The sequence below is a fragment of the Kaistella gelatinilytica genome (assembly GCF_015679325.1).
In the GTDB taxonomy this organism is placed as follows: domain Bacteria; phylum Bacteroidota; class Bacteroidia; order Flavobacteriales; family Weeksellaceae; genus Kaistella; species Kaistella gelatinilytica.
In genome coordinates this window covers 708796-734927 of record NZ_JADPVI010000001.1, presented here as the reverse complement: position 1 = coordinate 734927, position 26132 = coordinate 708796, and the positions used below count along the sequence as shown (strand labels likewise).

The 26132-nt window shown below is 35.1% G+C and carries 22 protein-coding genes; 2 read left to right on the top strand and 20 right to left on the bottom strand.

All coding sequences use genetic code 11. The annotated features are described in order from the left end of the window. Nucleotides 1-147: 147 nt before the first annotated feature. The 3 genes from IV494_RS03210 to IV494_RS03200 all read right to left on the bottom strand — a co-directional run bounded on the left by IV494_RS03210 (nt 148) and on the right by IV494_RS03200 (nt 3192). Entirely contained in the window at nt 148-1401 is a 1254-nt protein-coding gene (locus IV494_RS03210; protein ID WP_196078719.1) for a sensor histidine kinase, read from the bottom strand. Then, nucleotides 1398-2075 (bottom strand): response regulator transcription factor, encoded by a 678-nt coding sequence (locus IV494_RS03205; protein ID WP_196078718.1) that lies wholly within the window; start codon nt 2073-2075, stop codon nt 1398-1400. The genes IV494_RS03210 and IV494_RS03205 overlap by 4 nt, the downstream gene beginning before the upstream one ends. Before the next feature lie 178 nt (nt 2076-2253). Then, the gene (locus tag IV494_RS03200; protein WP_196078717.1) at nt 2254-3192 is read right to left on the bottom strand and encodes a diacylglycerol/lipid kinase family protein; all 939 of its coding nucleotides are present in this window, start codon (nt 3190-3192) and stop codon (nt 2254-2256) included. A 113-nt stretch (nt 3193-3305) separates the two neighbouring features. Here IV494_RS03200 and IV494_RS03195 point away from each other — a divergent pair, with 113 nt between their 5' ends. Both IV494_RS03195 and IV494_RS03190 read left to right on the top strand, forming a co-directional pair. After that, nucleotides 3306-4289, top strand: a complete 984-nt coding sequence (locus tag IV494_RS03195) for an App1 family protein (protein WP_196078716.1) — start codon at nt 3306-3308, stop codon at nt 4287-4289. A 192-nt stretch (nt 4290-4481) separates the two neighbouring features. Continuing rightward, nucleotides 4482-4916: a cold-shock protein gene (locus IV494_RS03190; RefSeq protein ID WP_039347417.1), complete on the top strand. Its 435-nt coding sequence runs from the start codon at nt 4482-4484 to the stop codon at nt 4914-4916. 112 nt (nt 4917-5028) lie between these two features. On the opposite strand, the gene IV494_RS03185 is transcribed toward IV494_RS03190, so the two are convergent. From IV494_RS03185 to IV494_RS03110, 17 genes are all read right to left on the bottom strand, one after another. After that, nucleotides 5029-5676 carry an SOS response-associated peptidase gene (locus tag IV494_RS03185; protein ID WP_196078715.1) on the bottom strand — a complete coding sequence of 216 codons (648 nt, stop codon included), beginning with the start codon at nt 5674-5676 and terminating at the stop codon, nt 5029-5031. 99 nt (nt 5677-5775) lie between these two features. Further along, the gene (locus IV494_RS03180; protein ID WP_196078714.1) at nt 5776-6051 is read right to left on the bottom strand and encodes a hypothetical protein; all 276 of its coding nucleotides are present in this window, start codon (nt 6049-6051) and stop codon (nt 5776-5778) included. A gap of 148 nt (nt 6052-6199) precedes the next feature. Beyond that, complete coding sequence (locus IV494_RS03175) at nt 6200-6340, bottom strand: hypothetical protein (RefSeq protein WP_169743931.1); 141 nt, start codon at nt 6338-6340, stop codon at nt 6200-6202. Nucleotides 6341-6364: 24 nt separating this feature from the next. Further along, the gene (locus tag IV494_RS14840) at nt 6365-6490 is read right to left on the bottom strand and encodes a hypothetical protein (protein ID WP_262894664.1); all 126 of its coding nucleotides are present in this window, start codon (nt 6488-6490) and stop codon (nt 6365-6367) included. Nucleotides 6491-6667: 177 nt separating this feature from the next. Further along, nucleotides 6668-7429: a LytR/AlgR family response regulator transcription factor gene (locus tag IV494_RS03170; protein WP_196078713.1), complete on the bottom strand. Its 762-nt coding sequence runs from the start codon at nt 7427-7429 to the stop codon at nt 6668-6670. Nucleotides 7430-7463: 34 nt separating this feature from the next. Beyond that, nucleotides 7464-9929, bottom strand: a complete 2466-nt coding sequence (locus IV494_RS03165; protein ID WP_196078712.1) for a DEAD/DEAH box helicase family protein — start codon at nt 9927-9929, stop codon at nt 7464-7466. Nucleotides 9930-9938: 9 nt separating this feature from the next. Continuing rightward, nucleotides 9939-10301 (bottom strand): hypothetical protein, encoded by a 363-nt coding sequence (locus IV494_RS03160; RefSeq protein ID WP_196078711.1) that lies wholly within the window; start codon nt 10299-10301, stop codon nt 9939-9941. Between the two features lie 38 nt (nt 10302-10339). After that, nucleotides 10340-12841, bottom strand: a complete 2502-nt coding sequence (locus tag IV494_RS03155) for a DUF4268 domain-containing protein (protein ID WP_196078710.1) — start codon at nt 12839-12841, stop codon at nt 10340-10342. Between the two features lie 4 nt (nt 12842-12845). Further along, nucleotides 12846-13829: a DUF3644 domain-containing protein gene (locus tag IV494_RS03150; RefSeq protein WP_196078709.1), complete on the bottom strand. Its 984-nt coding sequence runs from the start codon at nt 13827-13829 to the stop codon at nt 12846-12848. Nucleotides 13830-14137: 308 nt separating this feature from the next. Further along, nucleotides 14138-15295, bottom strand: a complete 1158-nt coding sequence (locus tag IV494_RS03145; RefSeq protein ID WP_196078708.1) for a putative phage abortive infection protein — start codon at nt 15293-15295, stop codon at nt 14138-14140. Nucleotides 15296-15305: 10 nt separating this feature from the next. Next, nucleotides 15306-20243: a DEAD/DEAH box helicase gene (locus IV494_RS03140; protein ID WP_196078707.1), complete on the bottom strand. Its 4938-nt coding sequence runs from the start codon at nt 20241-20243 to the stop codon at nt 15306-15308. Between the two features lie 212 nt (nt 20244-20455). Continuing rightward, on the bottom strand, nt 20456-20851 hold the full coding sequence (locus IV494_RS03135; RefSeq protein ID WP_196078706.1) for a septal ring lytic transglycosylase RlpA family protein: 396 nt from the start codon (nt 20849-20851) through the stop codon (nt 20456-20458). Nucleotides 20852-21088: 237 nt separating this feature from the next. Beyond that, on the bottom strand, nt 21089-21730 hold the full coding sequence (locus tag IV494_RS03130; protein WP_196078705.1) for a DUF6266 family protein: 642 nt from the start codon (nt 21728-21730) through the stop codon (nt 21089-21091). A gap of 587 nt (nt 21731-22317) precedes the next feature. Further along, complete coding sequence (locus IV494_RS03125; protein WP_196078704.1) at nt 22318-22581, bottom strand: helix-turn-helix domain-containing protein; 264 nt, start codon at nt 22579-22581, stop codon at nt 22318-22320. A gap of 1321 nt (nt 22582-23902) precedes the next feature. After that, complete coding sequence (locus IV494_RS03120; protein WP_230379891.1) at nt 23903-24490, bottom strand: SOUL family heme-binding protein; 588 nt, start codon at nt 24488-24490, stop codon at nt 23903-23905. Nucleotides 24491-24549: 59 nt separating this feature from the next. Beyond that, nucleotides 24550-24840, bottom strand: a complete 291-nt coding sequence (locus tag IV494_RS03115; RefSeq protein WP_196078703.1) for a hypothetical protein — start codon at nt 24838-24840, stop codon at nt 24550-24552. A gap of 523 nt (nt 24841-25363) precedes the next feature. Further along, entirely contained in the window at nt 25364-25657 is a 294-nt protein-coding gene (locus IV494_RS03110; protein ID WP_196078702.1) for a GIY-YIG nuclease family protein, read from the bottom strand. Nucleotides 25658-26132: the final 475 nt, after the last annotated feature.

Genomic DNA, 26132 nt, shown 5'->3' with positions numbered 1-26132 from the left:
AGAATTCTTTTAAATGAACTTTGCTACCTTTTAAAAAAGAAGGAAATGCTTAAACGTGAATACCTTTAATTCTCCTGAACATTCATTTTTTGATTGTTGGATGATAATTTCTCCTCCCTTTAAAAATATTTCTAAATTCAAGGCGATCTATTTTTTCTTGACTATAAAAAAATGTCTTCCGTTCTTAAACGCATAATTTAAATTCAGATCAAAGGAGACAGCGATCTGTTTGGCGATCTCCAGACCTAAACCCGTACTGTTCTCCTGCGTATTTTGCCGCTGAAATCTTTTGAATAATTTCTCCTGAAATAATGCTAACCGTTCTGCCTGATTAGAAATGCTCATCTCATTCTTCGTAAAAATAACTTCAACCATACTGTCTTTTGGTGCGTACTTTAAAGCATTGAGCAAAAGGTTGCCCACCAAAATCTCAGCTAAACTAAAATCCATTTCAACGATCAAAGGTTCCTTAAGATCAATATTTAAGTCGATATTTTTAGATCTGATCTGTTCCTGATAATTCCTGAAAAAATGTTCGGCGATACCGTTAAGATTCACGGACTGAATATCATTGAACTGTCTGTTTTCAATTTTTGAAAGCAACAAAAGCGCTTTATTCAATTTTCCCATTCGCGAAGTCGCCGTAGAAATATCATTTAAAATCTCTGCCTGTTGCTCCGATATCGGTTCGGTTTGCCAGAAGAGTTCAATGTTATTTTGTACGATCGCGAGCGGCGTTTGCAACTCATGCGAGGCATTTTCTGTAAATTCTTTTTGCGACTGATAGACCTTTTGGTTTTTCGTAGAAAGTTCGTTCAACGAATTATTCAGATCATTCAACTCACTTATTTTGCTGGCTTTCAGATGAAGCTCTTTCTGGTCATCGATCCTGAAGTTTTTTAGCTGATCCAGGGTTTTATAAAACGGTTCCCAAACCTTTTTTTTAATTTGATAATTAATTAGAAGCAAAGTTGCCGTCAAGAGAAAAACCAGGGAGATCAAGAGATACAGAATACTTTTTAGCAGGTCTTCACTTTCTACCAAAGATTGTTTGATCTGCACATTATAAGCAGCACCAGCACTTTGAACGGGAAATTCTAAAATGCGGAAAGACTCTGTTTCATTGTCTTTTGCATTATAAAAAGTATGGGTAAATATCTTTTCGGAAAAGCGTTCTTTAGGATTGGTCGCGATGGTAACTCTGTCATCAAAGTTTATAAAGTTTTGGGTGGGAATATTCTGAAGTTTTTGGGCGATCGAAGTTTTCTGGTCCTCCAAATGCTCATCGATATTGTTGATCAAAACTTTCTGAATGACGATATAAAAAAGCGGGATCGCGATCACCATAGCCAATATGGTGGCTCCAATGTAGCGCAGAGAAATATAGTGGGTCAGCTTCATTTCGCTTCTATTTTATAGCCCATTCCATAGACTGATTTGATGCAGTCCTGTGCACCGGCAAGCGTTAGTTTTTTCTTAATGTTTTTTATATGTGCATAGAGGAAATCAAAATTATCAAAGAAATCGATATTGTCTTCTGCAATATGCTCTGCGATGGCGTTTTTGGAGACGATCTTGTTTTTATTCACCGATAAGTACAACAAAATATCATATTCTTTGCGGGTAAGATCGAGGGTTTTTTTTTCAAAGGAGATCGATTTATTGTCGACGTTAATTTCCAGATCATTGATCAAAATGGTGTTGTTTCCTTTAAAATGTTTTCGTCTGATGACTGAGGAAATGCGCGCTCCAAGTTCTGAAAGATGAAAAGGTTTTGCCAGATAATCATCGGCGCCCAACTGCAGACCACTGATCTTATCATCGAGAGAATTCTTTGCGGAAATAATGATGACGCCATCCGATTTTCTTTCCTCCTTTAATAATTTTAAAAGATGAAGACCGTTCCCATCCGGTAAAGTAAGATCTAATAAAATACAGTCATAGTCGTATAATTCCAGTTTTTCTGCTGCGGTTTTAAAGTCTTCCGCCAGATCACAAATGTACTTTTCACTTTTTAAATAAGTCAATATGCTTTTGCTCAGTTGTTTTTCGTCTTCGATCAATAAAATCTTCATCGCAATTTTTTGGCAAATTAATTTGAAATACTGAATACAATCTGAATTATCAGCACTGGTGTTTTTAATATTTTTTTAATTCTTAATCATCCTTAGAAGAACATATACACATCCACTCCATCCAACCAAATTTAACGCTTTATTTTAAATGATTTCCATTAAAAAAGATGCCGAAATATTAGAGCTTCGGAAACATTTGATCGCTGAAAAGCGAATGGTATTGAACTGGTGACGGCACCCTGATTTCCAGAGCCGCGGGAATGAGATACGCTTTAACTTCATCTACTTTCCCCAGATATTCGCCATCGACCTGAAAGTGCATTTTCTTAGAGAGCTTGATGTGTAAGGTTCTGGTTCTTAAAATTTCTGTTTTTCGGGGATTAAACGAAGTATGCGTAACCAGCATTTTAAAGATTTCTATAATAGAGATCTGTTTAATGACGATGACTTCAAACAGCTCGTCTTCTAAATTGCCGTTTGGATTAATGACTGCACCACTGCCGTATCTTGTAGCATTGGCAATGACGATCATGGCGGTTTTTGTTCTGATCGTTCTCTCATCAATGGTGATAGAAACTTTCATTAAAGGATTGATGAATAATATATTGCGTAGAATGGGTAATGTCGCCTTAAAATAGCCCCAGATTCCGCGCGTATTTTCAGTCTGAAATTTCTCGATCATTCTTGCATTAAAACCAATATCACTCAAATGAATGCTCAACCTGCCATTGATCATGATGACATGGATCTTTTTTCCAACCCCGGAAATTACGGTGTGCAAAGCTTCGGCGGGAATTAAACTGATGCCGAGTTCTTTTGCCAGTCCGTTTGCAGAACCAGCCGGTAAGATCCCAAGCTGAATATTTTTTTCTAAAAGACAACCTCCGACGAGTGTCACCGTTCCGTCGCCACCAACTGCAACCACTTGATCAGGATCGTAAGAAGCGATCTTTTCATTAATTTCCGCTGCACAGCAATCATCTTTCAGAACATGGATCTCAATAGAATAGTGCAAAGGTTTGAAATACTCTCCTATTTCTTTTTCCCAGTCGATGGAATGGTTTCCGGAGCGTGGATTGAAGATAAACAGTATTTTGGGTCTGATTGCCGATTCCATAGGTATTGTATCTTTGTCTTCTGATTTATTAGTGAACGAAGGTATGAATGTTTAAATTCTAAACGCGCCTTTCCCTTTTAATTGCACGGTAAATTACAAAATTTTAATAGAGAATGGTAAAAGAATCTAAATATCCGAATGCTGCTGTGAAAGTCTATCACGGTTACGGGCATACTGCAAATCTTGTTGTTTATGGTCATGTTTTAAAGGATGAAACTTTTACGCAAAAGAAATATACCGATAACGCGCTCAAAAATATCCTCAATCTGCTCCGTTTGTTTTTTATCACTCCGATCCCGAATGCCAATGTGAAACTCGACTGGCAGGATCAATCTTTTGCTGCAACGACCGAAAGCGATGGTTTTTTTAAATTTGAATGGAGATCTGACCATGAAGTCGCTGCAGGATGGCATGAAGTAAAAGTGCATTTGCTTAATGACCAAGAGGAAATCCTGACGACCGGCGTTGGAAAAATATTTATTCCCGAAAGCACGCAATATGGTTTCATATCAGACATTGATGATACCGTGCTTATTTCCCACTCGGGAACCACGGGAAAGAAATTGTGGTCCATGCTCACCAAAAATCCACGCAGCCGGAAAACGTTTGCAGATGTGGTGAACTATTATCAGCTCTTAAGTTTTGCGCATACCGGTGTGCCGAATCCTTTTTTTTATGTGTCGAGCAGTGAATGGAATCTGTACGATTATCTGAATGAATTCTTTAAATACAATCAGCTTCCGAAAGGCGTCTTCCTTTTGAACAACATCAAAAAATGGACGCAATTGCTGAAAACAGGTACGACGAAACATTTTGGCAAACGGAACAGGATCGAACGCGTTCTTCTCGCTTTTCCGAAACAGCAGTTTATTTTGCTGGGCGACAACTCACAAAGTGATCCGGATATTTACAAATTGATTGCGGATCAATATTCCCATCAAATACTGGCGATCTACATTAGAAATATCAGTTCAAAAAAAGAGCCTCTTACAAAAGAAATACTGGCATCACTGAATAATCCCTCTATTGAAACTTTGCTTTACAAACATACGAGTGAAGCGATAGCACATTCCAGATCGATCGGATTAATTTCATGATCAAATTCTTTTTCAACTTCAACATAGAAAATAAACAAACCGTTATGATCTTTACCTCTGAAATCGGCCTGGAATGATGAAAGCTCTTCTCTTGATGAATTTAAGAGATAATTTGGTTAAAATTAACAAATATTTTGCATCCGATTAAATTATGTTGTACCTTATCACACAATTTAAAAACCAACAATTTATATGGCGGATTCTTTCTCCAAAAAAGAAAACTTTAAGAAAAAACTTCAAAAGCAAAAAGAGAAGACAGCTCGACGTGAAGAACGTAAAGACAGCAATGACAAAGGAAAAACTCTGGATGACATGATCATGTATGTTGATCATAACGGTCAGTTGACCAGCACTCCTCCGGACAAGAATGACAGAATCGATGTTGACATCAATAGTATTCAACTGGGCGCAACTCCGATTGAAGCTGAAGAAGTTGTAAAATCAGGTACGGTCACTTTCTTAAGTGAAAAAGGCTACGGTTTTATCACTCAGGAAAAATCAAGTGAAAACATTTTCTTTCACAGCAATAACTGCGTAGAACCCGTAAAGAAAGGCCACAAAGTCTCCTTCGAGATCGAAAGGTCTCCCAAAGGTTTGGTTGCGGTAGATATTAAAGTAATCAGATAAGAACTTAAAAATAAAAAGCTTCGAAAGAAGCTTTTTTTATGTCCAAAATATTCATTCAGAAAATCGGTCTATTTATGAAAGACGCCACTTTTGTAACTGCGGTTCCCTTCTTTTAAAATAACGTTAATGCGATGGGTGGTTCATCCATATTCACGGCAACCAGATCAGCTTCATGATTCGGAAAAGCAAAATCCTGAATATCGCGGCTGCTTAACCACTCCTGCTCTTTCGCTTTTGTCAACACGATAGGCATTCTGTGTTTGGTATTGTGAATTTCGGTCATCAATTCATTGGCTTCCGTGGTCACGATAGAAAAGGTCGTGAGCGTTTCTCCCGTTTCTTTATCGGTCCAGTTCCCATAAATGCCACCCAACGCAATGAGCTTCGTGTTCGGTAAAGTCAAGAAATGTTTCTGCTTTTCTTTGCCTTTTGCATCGATCCACTTCCACTCATAAAAACCCTTCACCAGAACCAGACACCGTTTGTTGTAATTGTTTCTGAAAGAAGATTTTTCTGCCACAGTTTCTACTCTCGCATTTAGAGTTTGTTTCTGTATTTTCCGGTCTGTTGCCCAGGAAGGGATCAAACCCCAGTTTGCGGAAGTCGCAACGGTGGGATTTTCATCTAAAATAACGGCGACCAATGGATGACTGAAGCCATTTAAAAAGGGTTGCTCTTCAAAGTCTTCACCCTCGTATCCAACACCATAGACTTCTTTTATTTCTTTTTTCGTTAAACTGGAATCGACGTAGTAGCACATATTTCTATATTTTAAATGAATTACAAATTAGGGGAATTAATACGATTTATAGAACTCGATAATTGAGGATAAGCATCGTTTTCGACAGTATTTTTTTCCTCAGCCGGAAAAATACTCAAAGTAAATTTCATGATCATCGAGCAACGCGGTGAAGAGATCGAAAGCGGTCATTTGATTTTGCAGCTTCTCCAAAAGTTTAGATTCTACGTTTTCAAAATTGCTATTTAAGGCTTTACAAACTGCCACCACGTCTTTCACGACTGCACATCTTTCATATTCAAAGGCTGGACTTAAATCCTGAAGATCCACTCTAATTTCTGTGGAACTGACAGTGAGCCAGATGACGCGGCCGTGGTTGTCGGAGTAGATTTGCATAATGTTAAATGTAATCAATATTTCTCGGAAACAATTCAAATGAAAATCATTTAAGCTTTTTTACTCAAAAAAATAATATTCTTTATTATTGGTCAAATTGTATTCATTAAAAATAAAAAAGCCTAAGAAATATTCTCAGGCTAAATCATTATTTCTTTTTATTAGGATTTAATTGTGTTCCACGATTCCCTTGATTTTGATCATATTGGGTATTTGTTCCCGGAGTTCCTTTGTTAGGATTAGACTGATTTGATTCGTTATCCGCCGGTTTAATTGTTTGCTTTGACATTTTTTTGTTATTTAATTGTTACTACTATTTTTTAGTTCTGGGCGGATTGAAATTTCTTCCTCCTCCTGAAGGTTTACCCAACACTTTACTTGGCCAGTTTTTACCAGAAGCTGGCTTTGGAGCCGGTGATGATGGTTTAGAATTACTCATAATGTTTTAATTGTTTGTTTTTAAATTCCTACTCTATATGCTTTTCGGATACCGCATTTATAAGTTGTCGACTCTAATCATAGATCAAAACAACATCCATAAAACAAAAAAAATGCGCTTCCGAGAATAACATCGGAGGCGCAGGAATAAGAGGTTTTTTTTGAGGAATAAGAGCGGTTAACCCAATTCTTTTTTTAGACCAATTTGGTAATTTTCGGACACCGGCAAATGGTGACTTTTTGTCTTGCCGCTGCCATCGTAAATGCTAATTTCGATGGTTTCCGTTTTTTTGTTGTAACATTTGATGTATTTTCTGTTTACCCGAAACGATTTATGAACGGTTAAAAACTGATTTTTCAAAAAGCCTTTATCCTCCATTTTTGAAAAAGAGAAATCAATTAAGTTCTCCGACTGTCGGTTGATAAAGTGAATTTGTTTATTGTTAGATTCTGATCCTGCTTTTTTATCTGCACACAGGTAAACAATATCTTGAAGAGGAATTGCGTTTTTTTTGGTTTTGTTAAAGTCCAGATAGACATATTGCAATGAATTGAAAAAAGCAACTTCCTGCAGAAACCTCTTGAAACTTTTTACAAACTGTTCTTCAGTAAAAGGTTTGGTTAGATGATCTACGCAAATTTCTGCATCCCGTTTTAACGCCTCCATATTTTCTACATAATCTGCAGTATTGATGCTGGCAAAAAATGCAGGAATTTTAATTTCCTGTGCTACTTCCATTCCCGTCATGCTGTCACTTCCTAAATCTAAATCTGCAATTAGGATGTCGGGATGCGTCAGTTGAACTTCCTCAAAAAAATGATCCGAAGTTTTGCTTTTTAAAACAATTTCTAGATTGGGAATTTTACTGAGGTAAGATTCTAATTTTTCCAGTTGTTTGATGTTGTCTTCGAGGAGGGCGATGCGGTAGTGGTGATGCATGAAATTATATTATAAATTAGTCAATAAAACTTATTTATGCAGATTTTTTTCTATTGCAATTAACACATAACACCTGTAAATTTTTTAGCATTGTTTTGCCATTTTTATTTCTGGAAATAATATGGTCGATCTGAAAAATTCCTTTTCTCCTACTATGAACTTTACAATTTTTAGCCTGACATGTAAAAAGTTTTTCACCATCAAAATCTCTCAAACTCTTTAGAAATGTTTCTTCACGCAGATAGGTATAGTATTGATAATTTTCTTCTTTGATCTCGTGAAGACTTTTATCACCTAAATCTACTTTTTCATAATCAACATTAACTTCTGGCGTGTAAGAATAGGTATCAGGATCATTTAATTTTAAAACAACTTTATCAATTAATTTTTTGAATAATCCACGATCTTTGTAAAATTCTTGAATAGTTTCATTATCATCAAAAAGCTTATTAATCGCTGCCCTGCGTTCTTTATCGCTATCGATATTTGCTAATGGTTCCGCAACTACGTCTAAATCATACTTCTCTCGATCCTCAAAGGTAATAAAGCTTGGTTTTTTCTTTGTTTCTTTGAAATAATGAAGCAAATCAATAATATTCTCTTTTTTAACAGTCGGTAATTGAGGTATATTATTAAAATAATTGCTAATGACATAATCAAACACTTCCTGTACTGATTTACCTTTCGTATGCTTACCCACGTTTTCCAGATCATTCATCAATCTTTCATAACTCAACTGCATGCTATCATATACAAGAATAGAGACGTTCTTTGTTATATTAGCCTCTTGTTCTCCTTCATACATTACATCAAAATGATAAAAGCCTAAAGGTAAAAAATAACTAAAATCGGTATGATCAAAAAAGTCCTCAAACTCTTGCGACTGACTTAAAATAAACTGTTCCAACAAATCCACGGAAACTAATTGTTTTACCATTTTTTTGTACACCGGACTTTTCACATCCAAATCTAAGTTGGCAGAAATCATTATTTCTTCTGCATTTCCCCAATAGATCTTGCTTTGCCAATCATCGATGAAACTTACAATATGTGCTTCTTTTGTTCCGCCAGCTTTTGTGCCACGTAGACCGCGACCAATCATCTGCGTCATCATTGTTTTTGAATTGGTTGGTCTGGTTAAGAAGATGGTTTGTATAGAAGGAATATCCGTTCCTTCTGTCATGATTTGCACATTTACTAAAACTTCAATCTCTCCTTTTTCAAATTTTTCTATCTTCGCTTTATTCTCAGATTTAGATTGATTATTACCTTGGAAATCTGCGGTTGATGAAATAACATAGTCAGAAGAGACGTCATGGTCGTTAAATAGCTTCGCAAGTGCAATCGCATTCAAAACATCAATTGCAAATACCAAAGTCTTTCCGTACTCTTTTTTATGTTGCATATAATGATTAACAATGAAATCATTTCTTTTCGAATTTTCAGAAATCTTTTTAACAATATCTTTTCCTAAACCTTTTGCAATGTCATCTTTCTCAATGATAGATTGCACTTGTTCGTCTGAAAGCTCCAGTTCCGAAATAAAGTCAATATTGGTATTGACAGGAATAAAATTAGGTTTTGCTAAAAACCCTTTATTAATTAATTCATCAAGACCAATTTCGTATGCTTTTTTATTTTCATATAACTTCCACAGTTTTGCTTCTTCTTCCTCATTAATACGCGTCGGTGTTGCCGTTAAACCAATTAATTTTATTTTTCCACTATTGTATTTTTTAATCGTATTAATAATTTTTAAATAACTTGTTGCAATAGAATGATGTGCTTCATCAATAACAAGTATTACATCGTTTTTTTCAATCCATTTTTCAATAGTTGGTAATGCATAATTAAGGGATTGAATACCTGCAATAACCAATTGGTCATCTTCCTGAATTTTAACAGATTGATCATGTAGTCCCGAAATTAATCTAAATTTCACCCTATCAATATGTGAATAAACAGATTTATTGGCCACTTTTTTAAAGCCTTCCATCGCTTGATCAATCAGAGAATGGCGATGGGCGATCCACAAAACTTTACCGCCTTTATCAAGGACATTTTTACCTAACCAGTAGGTTGCGGTATATGTTTTTCCTCCTCCCGTCGGCAAAACAAGGATTGTTGCAAAATTATCAGAGTCTTTAAATTGATTTAGTTCCTTAATGGCAGCAAGCTGATGTGCTTCCGGACCAAAGCCTGTATTTTGCTCTTGGGATATTTTTATTTCTCCAGCAAAAACATTATCAACTTGATTATAAAAAGTAATAATTTGATCCCCGTTTTTGGTAATGCTTTTTAGTTGGGCAATATCATTAATCGCAATTTCTGCTTCATATAAGTTTTCTTCAAGATAATCAATTAGTGCACTGTTTCTTCGTGACGTAAAACCAAGCTTTTTATATAATGAACTGGCTTTTAAAGTTGTTTTACCTGTAGTGACTGTTTCTAATTTGTCGGCTATTTCTTGAACTAATTTGTCGGCTAAATGTTGATCCATAATGATATATTAATTTGTTTGTTTAATAATGGCCATTGCCAGAAGAACAGCAAAAAGCGGAGATCGCTTTGCGTATATTTCTGTAGGCAGGTCTAATTTTATACTGGCAGTGTTAAATGTAGAATGTGATTTTAAAACTTTAAAAAAGTTCAAAAAATCTGTTTTTGTAAGATCTTCTTTTTTACCGCTACTTCTGGAAGGTGTTGAATAGCTAACTACAATATTGTTAACTTCCTCAATCTTATAGTTTACGCCTCTTATCGAACTAATTTCTAAGATATTCTTTTCACGAAGTCCAATTGAAATAATTGCCCAAAGTTCTTCAAGATTTTTATGGATGTACTCATTTGTAAAAGTGTAATCGTTTTTCATAAGTTTTGTTTATTTTGGTGTTAGCAAAATTATTAGGTCTAATTCAACTTCATTACAAAAGGCTTAAGTGCTTTTTCAAATTGAGGCAGATGTTTAATCAAAAACGTGCTCATTTTTTCCCAGTCATTTTTATCAAATAAACTCACGTTATTTAATTGATATCTGATGCGGCTCATTTTATAATCCGCTAATTCATCCCATTCTAACTGATCTCCAAAAATCTCCTCAATTTCTTCTTTATTAGCCATTAATTTGCTGAAATATTTCTTATTGACTTCCTTATTAGAAGTTGAAATGGCAAATTCCATTCTCGCGTATTTTTGGGTAACAACTAATGAATATACTAATCCGCTAACACCTGACCCACAGTTTATCCAGTGGTCTTTTCCCGGACTTACATTCGCAAACAAAGAGGTCTCTTGTACTAAGGGCAATAATTGCTTCCAAAATTCTCTTCGTAAATAAGGACCGTTTTGCAGATTTTCACTTTCTGAATCTGAGTATTTTATTAATAAGTCGTCCTCTAATTCAAACAGTGTAAGTAATTTTTTCAGCGTACTGAATTTTGAACTGCTGTCGATATTTGATTCTATAAAATAACTATTCTTTAGAGGTTGTGGTGCTCTGAAATCTGATTCTTCACGGGTAATTTTTAAAATATCTGTTGCTTCCAGAAGGAGTTGTGCATTTTTATCATACAACTTGTCGATCACATAAAAATACATCTGTGCGATAGCCTCTTCTTCTACCCGATTATTCTCAAAAATAAAATATTCTAATTTTTTGTGCGTCGGAGATCCAGCATCGAAAATATTTTGTTCATCTGTATTTTCAGCAATTGGAATAATTACATTTGGGTATTCCCATATTTTTAAAAACCGATTATAGATTTGTGTAAAACGATTATCATAATTTTCTACATCCCACTTTTCAATATCTTTAAGATAAGTATTGAGCCAAAGACGACTGAATTTATAACCCTGTTCGCCGTCATTTCTATTCATTACTTTTTTATCTTGAAAAGACTTATTACTTAATGCACCATTATTTCCCGACAATGTCAAATTTGCAATGGTGTTTAAATACTTTTCTTTAAACATAAAATAATCATCGGGTGTGATGCTTTTTTCCCAATCCTCATTGGGCGTTTGTGGAAATATATGCTCTATTGTTATCTTTTCATTAGAGGTATCTACATACTCTTTATTGTTGAAGTTTTCCAATAACTCAAACATGTAGTTCCTGTTTTTAGATTGGATGTTATACAGATCTTTATCTTTAAGCGACGTTTTTAAATCCTCATCAGTTGGAAACTTACCCGTTCCCTTTTTCTTAACAAGTGCTATTGCAATAGATTCGAAATAATTTTCGGGATCAACTTCCGAATAAAGTGTCATAAATATTTTATTCAGTGAACTTGTTGGTGATCCCACCACAAATCTCCGCCAGATATAAGTTTGAATTAGTTTTAAAATGTTAACTAGTTCTTGATCTGTTACCAATCCATTTTCTTTATCCTCAAACACTTGTAATAGAAATGGATATGCAACATTAATTTCTAATCGGGAGATGTATTCCAACTCTTTTCTAACATTTAAATCTGCAACGGTAGAAGGATTTATAAACTTTTTGTAATGAATAGACAAAGACTTGATGTTTTCAAGTTCTTGTAAATAGGCTTCATCTTTTTGCTCGTATAGCTTTTTAAACTCCAGATATACATTGGTTTTATTTGGAATTTTTTTATTCTTTAAGGTCAAATAATCCCTTATATAATCTGATACCACCGATTTTTGCTTAACGATATCCTTTGCATTTTCCTCAATTGGACTCCAGATTTGTTCAAATATTTTATTCTGATTTTTAGGGTCTAAATCCATTAAAATATAATTTCTGATCAGATCAGATTGCGATAAATCTAAACCTGTAGAATTAAGACTTTCAAATATTCTTTGTGGATCATCTTTTCCTCTTTCTAAGGAAATCTCTACAAAAATTAAACGTTTCAAACCATTCATAATTAATGGGAAACTCTCTTCTGTAATGACGGTTTTAAAATAATTAAAATTTTCAATAACATTGGAATAATGGCCATATTCATTTTCAGTACCATTCATGATGGCTTTAAAAGCCAATGAATTAGTATCAGTCTGTTTTAGTTTTAATTTGCTCGATTCCTGTTGCACATATTGATTGGTCAAGTACATATTGAATAACATATCTGCCTCATTTTTCAATCCATTGTCTTTAGCAAAACAATACAGTGCAACATAAATAATGTTGATTGTAGTCAATCGCTGTTGACCATCAATGATCACCAATTCTTTAACCTCACTTGTGCTGTAAGCACCTTCGTGTATAAAAACAATACTGCCAATAAAATGCGTACCGCGGTTATGTTGTTCTACAGCAATAATGTCGTTGATTAATTCTTTGCATTCATTGTTTGACCAGTCGTAGTTCCGCTGATAAACTGGAATTACAAATTGCACGTTTGGTGCTTGTAAAAAATTGATGATGGGTAGTTCGTTGGCTTTCATTTAATTATATTGCTTTCGCCTTTTTATTATATATTTTATCTAATTCCTTCCAAATATTTGTGCTGTAAAAAGGTTTTGTAATTGTCTTAATATTATCTGGATCAAGTTGTCTTATGTAGCACAATTTTTTATTGGTCTTTATTAATTTCATAGCTTTATTAAAATCCACACCTTGTTTAAAATTATCATACCTGCTCTTAGCTGAATCCGTCAGATTTTTAGTCGTCATAGGAAAACGATTTTTTATATCTTCTTCTGACAATTTAATTTGAATTCCATCTTCAGCATAACGCATAGCAATAGATTCAAAACTATTTGATTTTTTAAAATGGATATCAATTGATATTGCAACAGTATATTCATCGTCCAAACTATTATTTACTTTATTTTTAACAAAGTTTATGTACTTTTTTACTTCTTCAGTTGTTATTGAACTTGCTTCAATTTTGGAATCTACATAAGCAAGGGGCATTAAATAAAAGTTATAGTTACTTAAGTCAATTTCTAAATTCCAATTCTTAATTAAGTTCATATAATTTTTAATACATCCAAAACCAAGTTCTTGCAATTCTGTTGAAATTTCTTTTTCATTGTGAAAATGGATAGCATTATCTCTTAATTCAACTAAAGATTCTATACTATTTTTTAAATTCACGCTGATAGCCGTTCCTCTCTCTTCAATTTTTTTTATAGCATCAAATATTCCAATGGTCATTGGATTATTTGCTCTATTTAGTTTTGGCTTTGTCCTAATAGATTTTTGACCGTTGCCTTTTATAGTAGGTTCTAATATATAAAGATTGTTCATTTTATATTTACACATTTTAAGCAAATGTGCTTTTAAAATCAATTCCCAAGAATTGACAGCTAAAATGGCGAAAGTTTCCTCTCTGTAGGTGAAATTTGGTTTATTGTAAATTTCGATGGCGGAAAGCATTGAATTTATTGATTTGTCTAATAAACTTCGATATGTTTTATTTACTTTCATTCAAAATATATGTTTTCATAATTTTTTCTATAACTCATTTTTAGATAAAGCTTTTCCATTCTCAATTAATACCATACATCAGAATTGCAAACAGTAATTTTGATTCTTGAAAAAAATTGATGACCTGTAGTTTGTTAACTTGTATATTGTAGAAAGAAATTAAAGTTGTTTATTTTTTATACTATTAAAAATTCTTCAAAATCATTTTGCGTTATAAATGTGATTCGACGAGCATTTATGGTCTTAGAGATAAACATAAATTATATTTTCTAATTAAAAGATATTGTAAATTACATATGATTTAGCCACTATTTATATATATTTTCTTCTAGATTCTCTCTAAATTCATTTCTTTCAGAATTATCCTCAAATTCAACATTTGGATAGAATTTTTCGATATTGAATAATTCTCTATATCCTTTTGGAATATTTTTTATCAGATCATATTTCGTTATCAATTTTTTATTCTCATCATCTACTACATTTAATTCCCAATCCCTTCCTAAACTACTAATACTGTTGAGAAAAAGAAATATTTGTTCGTGGTTTGAAAATTGAGAACGTAAAAGTTTGGCGTAATTCCATTTGTCCAAATATTTAATATTTTTATTTTTTAAATCGTTGATATAATTGAATGTCATAAATAATTGTCTGTAGTAATGACCAAAATTATTTTGGTTACCACTATAGTATTTATCAAATTTATCATTACATGGTGAAAGAAAATCTTCGAACTCTATAAAAATGTTTTTCCATCTTTGATAATAAATACTGTCCTCATCTTGATATGCGGGTTTGCAAGAAACATAATTTAAAACTTCTTTTAGATAACTCACATCAAGTTTATTTCCAATAATTGCTGTAATATTTTCTCTACCAATGTTACCAACTCCGTAAAAAATAATCATATAAGAAAGATCAAGTAATATAAAATTATCAATGTCGACATTAGGGAATTTTTCAAGTATTTCTTCCCTGTAATTGGAATTGATTTTTTCAGTTAAAACTATTTTCTTTTTCTCATTATAATTTTCAATTTCTTTATAAATTTTTAAAAAATCGTAATATAAAACTGTGAAAACATACTTATCATTATACTTTTTGCCTGATCTTCTACTTATGAAAGACAATCGCTTAACGTTGTCGTTATAAATGTCAAACATTTTAAATAACTTATTTTCAAATTGTTGCTCATTAAATTGATCTTGAATTAAATTGTTTGATTTAATCTGTTCTTTAAATGCCAAATAAACTAAGATACTACCAAGAACACTTAAAAAAGGCGCCGTTATCCCTCCTAGAGTATCGCCAATGCTACCCGTTACTGTATAATCAATTCCTGTATAAATGTTTGTAAGCAAAATTGGTAATAAGATAATAACAATAAAAAGAAAACCAAGTGAGATATAAATCTCAGTTTTAGTGATATTATATGATTTTAACCATCTACTTACATTTTTTCTCATAATATAATATTTACTTAAAACTCACCTTCGGTAACCCATCTACAATCTCCACCGTCTGCACACTCACATTAATAATGCTCAACAGCAAATCCAATATATACTTAGGATTTCCTACCTCGGTACTCCAGTCATTTGGGTTGTTCGTGATGCCGCTGTCTTTGTGGGTGGTGATTTGGTAGCGCTCCATGATCCATTCTATGGCGGGTTTTCCGTTGACGATGTAGTCGTAGGCTTTTTCTGGAATATTGGTAATGGTGATTTGGTGGTTGTAGATGATGCTGTCTTTTTCTCCTTTTTTCGGAAACCTCATCTTCACTACTTCATAGTTAAGATCGCTTACCTCTTTTCCACCCAGTCCTTTTTCTATTTCAGTCTGCGGTATTCTGTTGTACATGGTTATAACGCCTTTGTATGGTGCTACCGTTTCATAGTTGAGATGCAATTCTGCCAATTGCCGACCTGCTTTGCTGAATGCCCAAAAATCTTTTACTTCTTCTACCAAAGGCAATTTTGGCAACATCTTTTTAAGGTCTGCTGCAAAGGTTTCTCTGTATTCCGGGGAATGCAGAAAACCATATACATAATAGAAAATATCTTCTTTGCTTACATTTTTACCATATTGTTTTTTGGCTCTTTCTAATATAAAATCTGAAACCGCGTCCCGTCTAACTTCATTATTATCTGAATTATCAAATAAACTTATTTGCTTAGTTTTTGGTTCTTCATAGTAATATAAAGGAAATGACTGCATGTAACCTGAAAAATTAGAATCAGCATAGTTATTGGTTATTAGAGCTGATTCTGTACTAGAATTTCCAAAACAAATTATTCTATTCTCGTCATTTGCCTTTTTATTATTCTCAGGCAAAAAATCAATAAACTGACCACTACGATGTATCATTTTATCTCCATAATAGATGTTCATTTTTGTATAAGGTCTATACATTGAATATCTAATTTTTTCTGATTGAAAAGTTGCTTCTCGAAATTTTTCTAAATGAGAAACTAAACTACTCGACCAACTTATTTTAGATGGATCGTTATTTTTAAAATGTTCAGAGGATTTTTCTTTGTTGGTTTCTTTATAAGTCTTATAATCTTTAACTTGGTAATTATAGAAATCCACATGAGATTGCATATTTGACAGTAACTTTACTTTTGAAAAATTATAAACCCAAGCATCTCTGTTAGATTGTAAACCATTAGAATTGATAACGAAGAAAGATTGTGATTTTACATTATATTTTTTATCAGGAACTAGATCAATAAATTGGTCGAAACCATCATTTCGCATACTTATCCAATCACCATGTTCATTGGGTTGTAAGGTTTTTAAATTTAATCTTTCATTAAGAAAAGTTTTACCATTAGAAATAATTTTTAATTTATCATCTGTATTCAAATAATCTCCAATGTCTTTATAATATATGCTTGATTTTTCTTTTTTGGTTTCAAATGTTTTTACCAATAATGTAATTGCAATTGGTGTTCTGCTGCCACTCCCAAATATTTTACCGCCCTCTTTTCTACTCAACTCGCCACTCGTCCGTTGGTTACCTCTGAGATTGAAAACATAAATAGCATCAAATTCTTTTTCTAGAGATTTTCGAAAACCATCGGTAGAATTTCCGTCCAACCATGCTCCATTAGATACGAAAGAAATAATGCCACCATTTTTTGGATCTAACCTATCCGTACTCCATCTAAATGCTTTAATATAAGAATCATATAATGCATTTTTATTAGTCGCAGTTCCTAATTTAACATATGTTTCTGCAATCTTTTTATCTAATTTTTTATACTCTTGATTTTCGGCATTATCATTTGCGGACTTTTGGCCAACTGAATACGGTGGGTTACCTATGATAATTCTTACAGGTGCTTTTTGCTGGTCTTGTACTCTTTTGCTGTTCTGCGGAAACATTTCATCAAATAACTGTTCGCCTTCTTTTGTTTCTCCCAACTGGAAAGTATCGGTTAAGCAAATGCCATCAAAAGGATGGTAGGTTTCTTTCCCAATGCCATCATTCGGGTCGGGTGTCAGATCGTGAAATACATTTTCTATATTGATCGACGCAATATAATAGGCTAAAAGCACAATTTCATTCGCGTGTATTTCTTTTTTATATTTTCTCTCTAAATCTTCTGGTTTTATTCTACCACTTTGCAAAAGCCGTGTAATGAAAGTTCCTGTTCCTGTAAAAGGATCAAGAATATGCACATTTTCATCAGAAATACTGCGTCCAAATTCTTTTTCCAAAACATCTGCCACAGAATGAACAATAAAATCGACCACCTCAACAGGTGTGTAGACAATACCCAGCTGCTCTACCATTTTTGGGAAAGCTGTTTTAAAAAACTTGTCATAGAGTTCTAAAATGATCTTTTGCTTGCCTTCTGCATTATCAATCCCAGATGCACGCATCTTTACCGACGCATAGAAACTTTCTAAAGTTTCCACATCTTCATCAATGGTTTGCTCATTAAGCAGATCGAGCATTTTCTGCATCGATTGACTCATCGGGTTATTTTGCACAAAAGAATAACCTTCAAACAAAGCCTCGAAAACTGGTTTTGTAATAATATGCTGAGAAAGCATATCAACCGCCTGTTCTTGCTCAATGGAGGGATTAATACTTTTTCGAAGCCCTTTTAAGAATTTTTCAAACTCTTCTGCGTGCTTTGGGGAATTAACGATCAACTCAATAATACGTTCTTTTTGCCGATTAGCAATTTCTCCTACAGACTTTGCCCATTGTTCCCAATAGCGTCTGTTTCCTACTTTATTCACCATTCTGGCAAATACCGCAGATTGCAATTCTTCAAATTGTATCTGCAATTGCTGTTCTACTTCTTTTGTTGTAACCCCATCACCACCACCTTTAGATGTTGGATTTCCTTTATCATCAAACCCAACTGGTGCTCCACCCACAATAATATTTGTAGGTTTCTTTTTATTGAGTTCTAATTTATTGACAGTCGCATTAAAACGGTCATCGTGTGCACGAAGCGCATTCAAAACCGTCCAAACTACTTTGAAACGTTCGTTATCATTTAATGCATCTTCCGCACTAATATTAGAAGGCACAACCACCGGAATAATGATGTAGCCATATTGTTTGCCTTCGGATAACCTCATCACTCGACCAACGGATTGCACCACATCTACCTGACTATTTCTTGCGGATAGAAACATGACCGCATCCAAAGAAGGTACATCAACCCCTTCACTTAAACAACGTACATTCGTCAAAACCCGACATTCATTTTCTTCGGTGTCATCTTTTAACCAATCCAGTAGTTGATTTCTTTCCGTGGCACTCATCGTCCCATCAATATGATCGGAACTTACGGAAACTGTATTCACGCTGTTGACTTCCGGCAAAGTATCGATATAAGTATCAGATACAGAATTGAAAGTATCAGTAATACTTTTTGAATTTTTAATCGTAGAACAGAAAGCAACTGCTCTTTTCATTGGATTGGGATCGGTAGATTTCAAAAGTCCCTCATCCCCTAAAATCTGTTTAGAAAGCGCATTGATACAACCAATCAATTTAGGTAGATCATCAACTTTTATTTCACTTTCTTCATTAGAGATCATTTCCTGTATTGCAGGAGGTACATCATTTTCACTTAATGTTAAAATAAGCACTTTGTAATCCGTCAATAATTTCTTTTCTACTGCTTCGCCAAAACCAATACGGTACATTTCTTCCCCAAATTGAGTTGGTTCATCCATTGACCAGAGCGTGGCTTCTGCTTGTGCAGCTTTACTTTTGGTATCTTGGTCATACAACCTTGGTGTTGCCGTCATGTACAAACGTTTTTTAGCTTTTATAAAAGTATTGTCATGTACTTTGGTAAAAGCAGACTCATCTTCTCCTGCCAATTGCGCCCCTGTTGTTCGGTGTGCTTCATCGCAGATTATTAAATCAAATTGAGAATATTCTGGATAAACTTCACTTAATGCTTTTTGGGCTTTTGCAATGACTTCTATAGACTGGTACGTTGAAAAAACGACGGTCATACCATCATTGGCATGAGTTTTTAGTTTTTTAAATTGGTCTATAATATTGGGAACATTGGTAGATGCAGGCAAAGCCAGATCAATTACCGAAGTCGTATCAATATCCTCTACTTTGGTTTTTTTCTTTGTAATTTCTGCATCAGAACAGATACAGATAGGATTTATTTTTTCCAAAGCCTGCGCACTCCACTCATTCAGTGTTTGTCCCAACAAAGCAATAGAAGGCACCAAAAACAAAATCAATCCTTTTCCATTGGTTTCATTCTCGGCAATTCTTAAAGAAGTAAAAGTTTTTCCCGTACCACATGCCATGATCAATTTACCTCTGTCATGTTCTTTAAAATAAGCATTGGTATTTTCCATTGCTTTTTTTTGGTGGTCTTTGAGTCCGTAGGGTTTGGGTCTTGCCAATTCCCCTGTAATATTATTTTCTAGCTTTTCCCAATCTACTGAAGCTTGGTTAAGATCATAAATATTAATTCTGCTGACAGGCGGTCTTTGATTTTTTAAAGCTTCCGTAGCATTCACAGTCCATTTATTGGAAGTTGATATCCACAGACATTGAGAAAAATGAGTAGTTTGCAAATTCAAATTCTTAAAAGATCTGCTGGAAGTGGATAGGAAAGTATCAACCGATTTCTTATCGATTACGGTATCTTCTGCATAGCATTTGCACTGTACTGCCCAGAAATCTCCATCATTGGTCAAGGCAACAAGATCAATCCCGGTATCTTTCCCCCCAAGATCTGCTTTTGAAGGAAATTCATTCCACATCCAAACTTTCGCAAACTGATGAGCATATTTAGGATCAGTCAAAAGATAAGCTTTCATTAAACGTTCAAATCGTTCTCCTTTATCTCTTTCTGAAAATGATATTTTGCGGTATTTTTCTAGAATCTTCGTAAAGCTTGTTGGCATAAATATAAATTGACGTTAAATATACAAACTGAAACTGAATTAAAAATGCGGAAAACCGTAAAGCAGTTAACTTTTTAAAAAATAAATCTGTTTTTGGTTATCCTCATCTAATTATCACAAAAAAACTCTACTTTCGTAAGTAGAGCTATATTTTAAAGTAAAGTAAGCAATCTTAAGTAGGAGATGTTTTAAATTTTATTCAATTACAATGTTCATCTTAATACCCTATATTTCACCTTTAAAATCCCATCATTCAAATTTCCAATTTTTTTGAAAGCACCCTGACTCAAATCGAAGGCTCTCCCCGCTTTGAGTGGACCTCTGTCATTGACGGTGACAATCACTTTTTTTGAATTTTCAGTATTGATGATTTCCACTTTGGTACCAAAAGCCAGGCTTTTGTGGGCGGCAGTCATTTTAGAATGTTGGTAAATCTCGCCGCTTGATGTTTTTTGCCCTTCGAATTTATCAGCATAATAAGTAACCGTGGTTGATTGATAAGCGGAGGAAGTGTTGCCTTTGTTGGCACCACAGGAATACAAGACAAGGCTCAAAAGGACTAAAAATAACAGATGGGTAGTTTTGGTGCGTGCAGTGGTTTTTATCATTTGTCTCTATTTCAGGCTGGTGTAAAGATTAAGTTTCTTTTCTTCATTTTAAAGTTTTCAAAAATACTTTTTTAAAATTCAGGAAGAAAGCTCCTGGACAAAGTTTATTGTTATTTTGTTATTTAATAATAAACTTTGTTTGACAACAGTCTTTTAATTTTCCGAAATTTATTTTTACACCTTTGAAACCGCTTTTAACCCATAAAAAAACTCCACTTTCGCAAGTGGAGTTTCGTTTTAAAGAATGGTGAGGAGACCGAGATAGGGACTGTTGCAGCCCGACTTTTCAGCGGCGTTGTTAAGGTACATCCAGACATGCACGTCTAAACCTGTGTAAAATGCGGGCAGTATCACCTGTGCTGCCAGATCTGCTCTCGTGGCGATCGCCTGGTAGATCTCGAAATTTCCAAGCTCTTCATTATAGCAGACCACATTGGCAACATCGGTTGCACTGGCGTTGCCCTGCAAACTGTTGTCTTCCCAGATGAAATTTACAGTGTTTCCCGCTGCCGGTGTTCCCACCACATTTTGAAATCCTGCCAATTCTCCCTTGGTGATCAGAATTTTGTTGTACACGAGTTCCGGCACATTCGCTACCACAAGCAAAGCATTGTCGAGCATGTAAGATGCCGCCAGATTTACTCTGGATTTTGCGCCACTGCCCATGCCAAAATATTGGTTTTGGATGGTTTTGAGCGGTTGCAAAAACTGGATCACCAGTTTGAACTTGGCTTGCTGAAGCAATTGGTTTTCCGTCGGCTTTCGGCCGCTTTTTTTAGGCCGGCTCCGGATGATGTCTTTCCCTCTGAAATTCGCACCTACAACGGTACCTACTTTTCCACTGAATCCTCCAAGGATCCCTTTTGTAATTGTTGCCATCTTATTGGTTTTTATGGTTATTAGAGCGAAGATAGATCAGAAAACCCTACCATATATCACCTTTGAAAAACCTGACCGCCTTTGACCGTTTTTGACTGCATTTGACCGATTGCTTTTGCAATCCTTCGACAATGCTACCTGCTTTCTTCGACAACGCTTCGATAAAAAGATGTTTTTGTCGAAGAACGGCCGAAGGAGGGTCGAAGAAAGGGGGTGCGAGGTGCGGGTTGCGGGGTGCGGGGTGCGAGGTGCGAGGTGCGAGGTTTGGGGTTCGGGGTGCGAGGTTCGGGGTGCGAGGTGTTGGATGCTGGGTGCGGGTTGCGAGGAGCGAGGTGTTGGATGCTGGGTGCGGGATGCGGGTTGCGAGGTTCGAGTTGAAAAATGGTAGCAAAATTTAAAAGTTCTTGGTAGAAAAAAGAGTTTTTCAAAAGTTTTATATTTTCCAAAAAAGGGTGATGTTTTACTTCTACTGTAAATTAACTATTCACCATTCACCATTGACTATTGACCATTGACCATTGAATATTAACGATCGCCCATTACCTATCGCTCATTACCTATTGCTCATAAACCTAAAAAAAAAGCCCTCATTGATTGAAGGCTTTGTTGAAAAATGATTTTGGGTAATAGATCTTACCCCGAATTTTCTTGTGTGGGATCAAATTTGATTTCCTGATCCTGTGCAGCGTACTGTCGCTCGCGTTGAGCATTTTTTTCAAATCTGCATTGTCGTAATACTGTACGTTTTCCAGCGGCAATGTTTTTAAAGCGCCTAAGATTTCGGTAAGGATCACCACTACGGTTTCTAAGGTCACTTCTTCCGGCTCATTGGGTTCGTTATTAGTTTTCATAGTTTTTTTTGTTTAAATTGAGATTATGGTTTTTGTTTTTAAAAGTCAGTGAATAGAGCTGGTGAACGATGGAGAAGCAAGTTGGTTAAAATCAGGAAGAATTCCTATGGGTTTTCACGGTATTTGTTGGGGTGAAAGAACGGAGATTTGATTTTGGAGATTTGGTTTTAAAGTAATGTTTTGGATTTTATTTTATAAATATAAAGTAATAAATATCAATTTTTTATAATTACCAGATCACCACATTAGCTTAGCATTAGACGTTTTTTTTGTTCTTTTGCCTTGAAGCAAAATGAACCAAAAGTTCAAGACTGGAAACTCCACCTAAAAATTAAAACTTGAGCCTAAAACTTCCGAAATTTATCTCGTCCTCAAGACGAGACTCGGGCGGAAATGTCAATTCTGATTCTTATCATTATTTTTGCCGCCACTCAAACACCGGAAGTTTTTTTACGGCTCAACTTCTAATTTTCTTAACGGCTTCGTTTCCGAGGTCGGGGGAAGTAAATTTAAAATTAGCACATTAACACATCATCGAATTTTCAAATTTTTCTTGTTCTTTTGCCTTGAAGCAAAATGAACCAAAATTGCCTCATCATTTTATTAATTTAAGGAATCGGCGAATCTTCGATTTCAAGACTGGAAACTTCGCCTAAAAATTAGAACCTGAGCCTAAAACTTCCGAAATTTATCTCGTTCTCAAGACGAGACTTGAGCGGATTATAAAATGTTTCTTCAAGCACTGATTATTGCCGCTCTTCGAACACCGGAAATTTTTTTTCGGCTCAACTTCTAATTTTCTTAACGGCTTCGTTTCCGAGGTCGGGGAAAGTGATTTTTAGATTATCACGTTAGCAACTCATCAAATTCTAATTTTCTTAACGGCTTCGTTTCCTGGGTCAGGGAAGTACATTTAAAATTAACACATTAACACATTATCGAATTTTCAAATGTTTTTTTGTTCTTTTGCCTTGAAGCAAAATGAACCAAAAGTTCAAGACTGGAAACTCCACCTAAAAATTAAACTTGAGCCTAAAACTTCCGAAATTTATCTCGTCCTCAAGACGAGACTCGGGCGGAAATGTCAATTCTGATCCTTATCATCATTTTTGCCGCCACTCAAACACCGGAAGTTTTATTACGGCTCAAATTCTAATTTTTTTAACGGCTCCGTTTCCGAGGTCGCAAAGATTGATTTTCGAATTAGCACATTATCAAATTAGCACATTGAAAAATCTTCAAATGCTTTTGTGAGGGTTTGTTGAGAAGGGTTTGTTTAGAGAAGTTGACCTTAAGTTAATGAGAGATTGATCTAAAATTGTTATTTCCAGCGCACGCTTACGATGATCTCATTTTTTCTGTCCAGAACCTGGTAGGGTGCGTTGTAACCTAAAAAGCGGAAGTTGCCGAAGTATTCGATGTTTTTTGCTTCTAGAGATTTTTTTAATTTTGCCGCGTATTTTTTGAGGTCTTCATCATTGGCATAGCCGCCAAACTGAATGGCTGCCACATATTCTTCGGGCGTGGTCTCAATTTTAATGGCTGAATTATCAGGTTTTGGCAGATTGTCTTTCGTATATTCAGCCGGCATTACAAAACTCATGGAGGATTGCGAATCATTAATATCCATTCGAACCGGTGAGGTCATGGCGATGCTTTTTTTAGACTGGTTTCCACCAAAAATAAAAGAAGCCAAGGTTCTAAAACCTGATGATGATAATTCTTTATAGGATTTCGCATTCATTGAAACAGTCGCCATCGTAGCGGGTGGATATTTTCGGATCTCAAAATCTGTTTCTTTTTTGAGGATTTCGTAGGGTTGGGTTTCCGTTTTTGCCATGATAAAATAAATTTGAGTCCCGAAGAAGAGGACGGTTATTGCGATGAGTAGAATGATAAAATTTTTCATGATCCAGAACATTTAGATGGTTAATATTTCAAAATGAGCAGCGGACAAGTCCTCCCCTTTTAGTCTTGCTTATATTTTGCCCGCGATTTGATTTTTTCCTCTTCTCTGTCCAGCAGAAGTTGCGCAATTATTTCTGCAGACCGCACCGCAGTTTCCTTATTTTCAGCCAGCTTTATTTTTAGTTTCTGTTCAGAAATATCCACACGATAAAGAATGCTCAACAATCTGTTGAAATCATTCCGGATGAGGTCATCTATAAATGCAACCAAAGCTTCGAATTGTTTGGTATTAGATTTTTCTTCTATTTGAAGATTAGTGATAACGTTGATTAATGCTTTATTGTTTTCCATTTTATTTCATTCAAATTAATGCAAATGTCTCCTGCTTCAAAAATTGCGATAAATAGCAGTCAGTCATCGATCACGAATTTCAAAATGCCGTGAATAAAAACTCGTGGACGACCGCTCCTTTCTACACTAAATTTAAACAATATTTTATAATTTATTTTATATCATTCTGTATAATATTGCGGTCGCTGAACCTATTGCGGTGCTTGAGCTAGTTCTGGTGCCTGAGCCTGTCGAAGGCACAGCAAAAGTGGTTTCGACAGGCTCAACCACCATGACAAGCTCAACCACCACGAGGACGGCAAACCATCAAACAAAAAGGAAATATCGTTAAAAAGCAAATGTTCCTCGGTGCCTGAGCCTGTCGAAGGCACCGCAAAAGTGGTTTCGACAAGCTCAACCACCAAAAAAAATCTAATCAACAAATAAAAGCTCAACCACCGTAATGATATGTAAATGATCTTGATACCGAATTCGTTGCGATACCTGCTCGGTGCTTGAGCTTGTCGAAGGCACCACGAAAGATTCAACCACCACTTTGAAGATTTTTAGACAAAAGCGGCAAATCTTCATGTCTATTTTCAATCAGAGCTTCTTTTTTCGAACGGCTCCAACCTTGAACTTGTTTTTCCCTGTAAAATGCATCTGCAATGTTCTGATATTCTTCATAATAAACCAGGACTACCGGGAGACTTTTTCTGGTGTGGTTAGATCCTTCTCCGCTTTGATGTTGCGCTAATCGTAATTCAAGATTTACAGTACTACCAGTATAGTAACTGTCATCCGCACATTTTAAAATATACATAAATCCTTTAGCCATTATCTGGTTTGTTTTTATTGAAACAATTAATTCGCGTTGTCTGAGCTAGTTCTGTTCTGGTGCCTGAGCCTGTCGAAGGCACAGCAAAAGTGGTTTCGACAGGCTCAACCACCATGACAAGTTCAGCTAATACGAGGAAGACAACCCATCTTATAAAAAGTACATATCGTTAAAAAACAAATATCTCCCGGTACCTGAGCCTGTCGAAGGCACACATAAGTGGTTTCGACAGGCTCAAACACTATGATAAATTCAGCTAATACGAGGAGGACAACCCATCTTATAAAAAGTCAATATCGTTAAAAAACAAATATCTCCGGGTGCCTGAGCTTGTTCTGGTGCCTGAGCCTGTCGAAGGAACAGCAAAAGTGGTTTCGACAGGCTCAACCACCATGATAAGTTCAGCTAATACGAAGACGACAACCCATCTCATAAAAAGTAAATATCGCTAAAAAACAAATATCTCCGGGTGCCT

Coding starts and splice junctions, on each gene's coding strand:
- IV494_RS03170 (WP_196078713.1), bottom strand. CDS start 7,429: ATGCATCACCACTACCGCATCGCCCTCCTCGAAGACAACATCAAACAA.
- IV494_RS03160 (WP_196078711.1), bottom strand. CDS start 10,301: ATGAAAAACGATTACACTTTTACAAATGAGTACATCCATAAAAATCTT.
- IV494_RS03180 (WP_196078714.1), bottom strand. CDS start 6,051: ATGCAAATCTACTCCGACAACCACGGCCGCGTCATCTGGCTCACTGTC.
- IV494_RS03115 (WP_196078703.1), bottom strand. CDS start 24,840: ATGGAAAACAATAAAGCATTAATCAACGTTATCACTAATCTTCAAATA.
- IV494_RS03125 (WP_196078704.1), bottom strand. CDS start 22,581: ATGAAAACTAATAACGAACCCAATGAGCCGGAAGAAGTGACCTTAGAA.
- IV494_RS03110 (WP_196078702.1), bottom strand. CDS start 25,657: ATGGCTAAAGGATTTATGTATATTTTAAAATGTGCGGATGACAGTTAC.
- IV494_RS03140 (WP_196078707.1), bottom strand. CDS start 20,243: ATGCCAACAAGCTTTACGAAGATTCTAGAAAAATACCGCAAAATATCA.
- IV494_RS03155 (WP_196078710.1), bottom strand. CDS start 12,841: ATGAAAGCCAACGAACTACCCATCATCAATTTTTTACAAGCACCAAAC.
- IV494_RS03175 (WP_169743931.1), bottom strand. CDS start 6,340: ATGTCAAAGCAAACAATTAAACCGGCGGATAACGAATCAAATCAGTCT.
- IV494_RS03165 (WP_196078712.1), bottom strand. CDS start 9,929: ATGGATCAACATTTAGCCGACAAATTAGTTCAAGAAATAGCCGACAAA.
- IV494_RS03205 (WP_196078718.1), bottom strand. CDS start 2,075: ATGAAGATTTTATTGATCGAAGACGAAAAACAACTGAGCAAAAGCATA.
- IV494_RS03195 (WP_196078716.1), top strand. CDS start 3,306: ATGGTAAAAGAATCTAAATATCCGAATGCTGCTGTGAAAGTCTATCAC.
- IV494_RS03210 (WP_196078719.1), bottom strand. CDS start 1,401: ATGAAGCTGACCCACTATATTTCTCTGCGCTACATTGGAGCCACCATA.
- IV494_RS14840 (WP_262894664.1), bottom strand. CDS start 6,490: ATGAGTAATTCTAAACCATCATCACCGGCTCCAAAGCCAGCTTCTGGT.
- IV494_RS03145 (WP_196078708.1), bottom strand. CDS start 15,295: ATGAGAAAAAATGTAAGTAGATGGTTAAAATCATATAATATCACTAAA.
- IV494_RS03190 (WP_039347417.1), top strand. CDS start 4,482: ATGGCGGATTCTTTCTCCAAAAAAGAAAACTTTAAGAAAAAACTTCAA.
- IV494_RS03120 (WP_230379891.1), bottom strand. CDS start 24,490: ATGAAAAATTTTATCATTCTACTCATCGCAATAACCGTCCTCTTCTTC.
- IV494_RS03150 (WP_196078709.1), bottom strand. CDS start 13,829: ATGAAAGTAAATAAAACATATCGAAGTTTATTAGACAAATCAATAAAT.
- IV494_RS03185 (WP_196078715.1), bottom strand. CDS start 5,676: ATGTGCTACTACGTCGATTCCAGTTTAACGAAAAAAGAAATAAAAGAA.
- IV494_RS03200 (WP_196078717.1), bottom strand. CDS start 3,192: ATGGAATCGGCAATCAGACCCAAAATACTGTTTATCTTCAATCCACGC.
- IV494_RS03135 (WP_196078706.1), bottom strand. CDS start 20,851: ATGATAAAAACCACTGCACGCACCAAAACTACCCATCTGTTATTTTTA.
- IV494_RS03130 (WP_196078705.1), bottom strand. CDS start 21,730: ATGGCAACAATTACAAAAGGGATCCTTGGAGGATTCAGTGGAAAAGTA.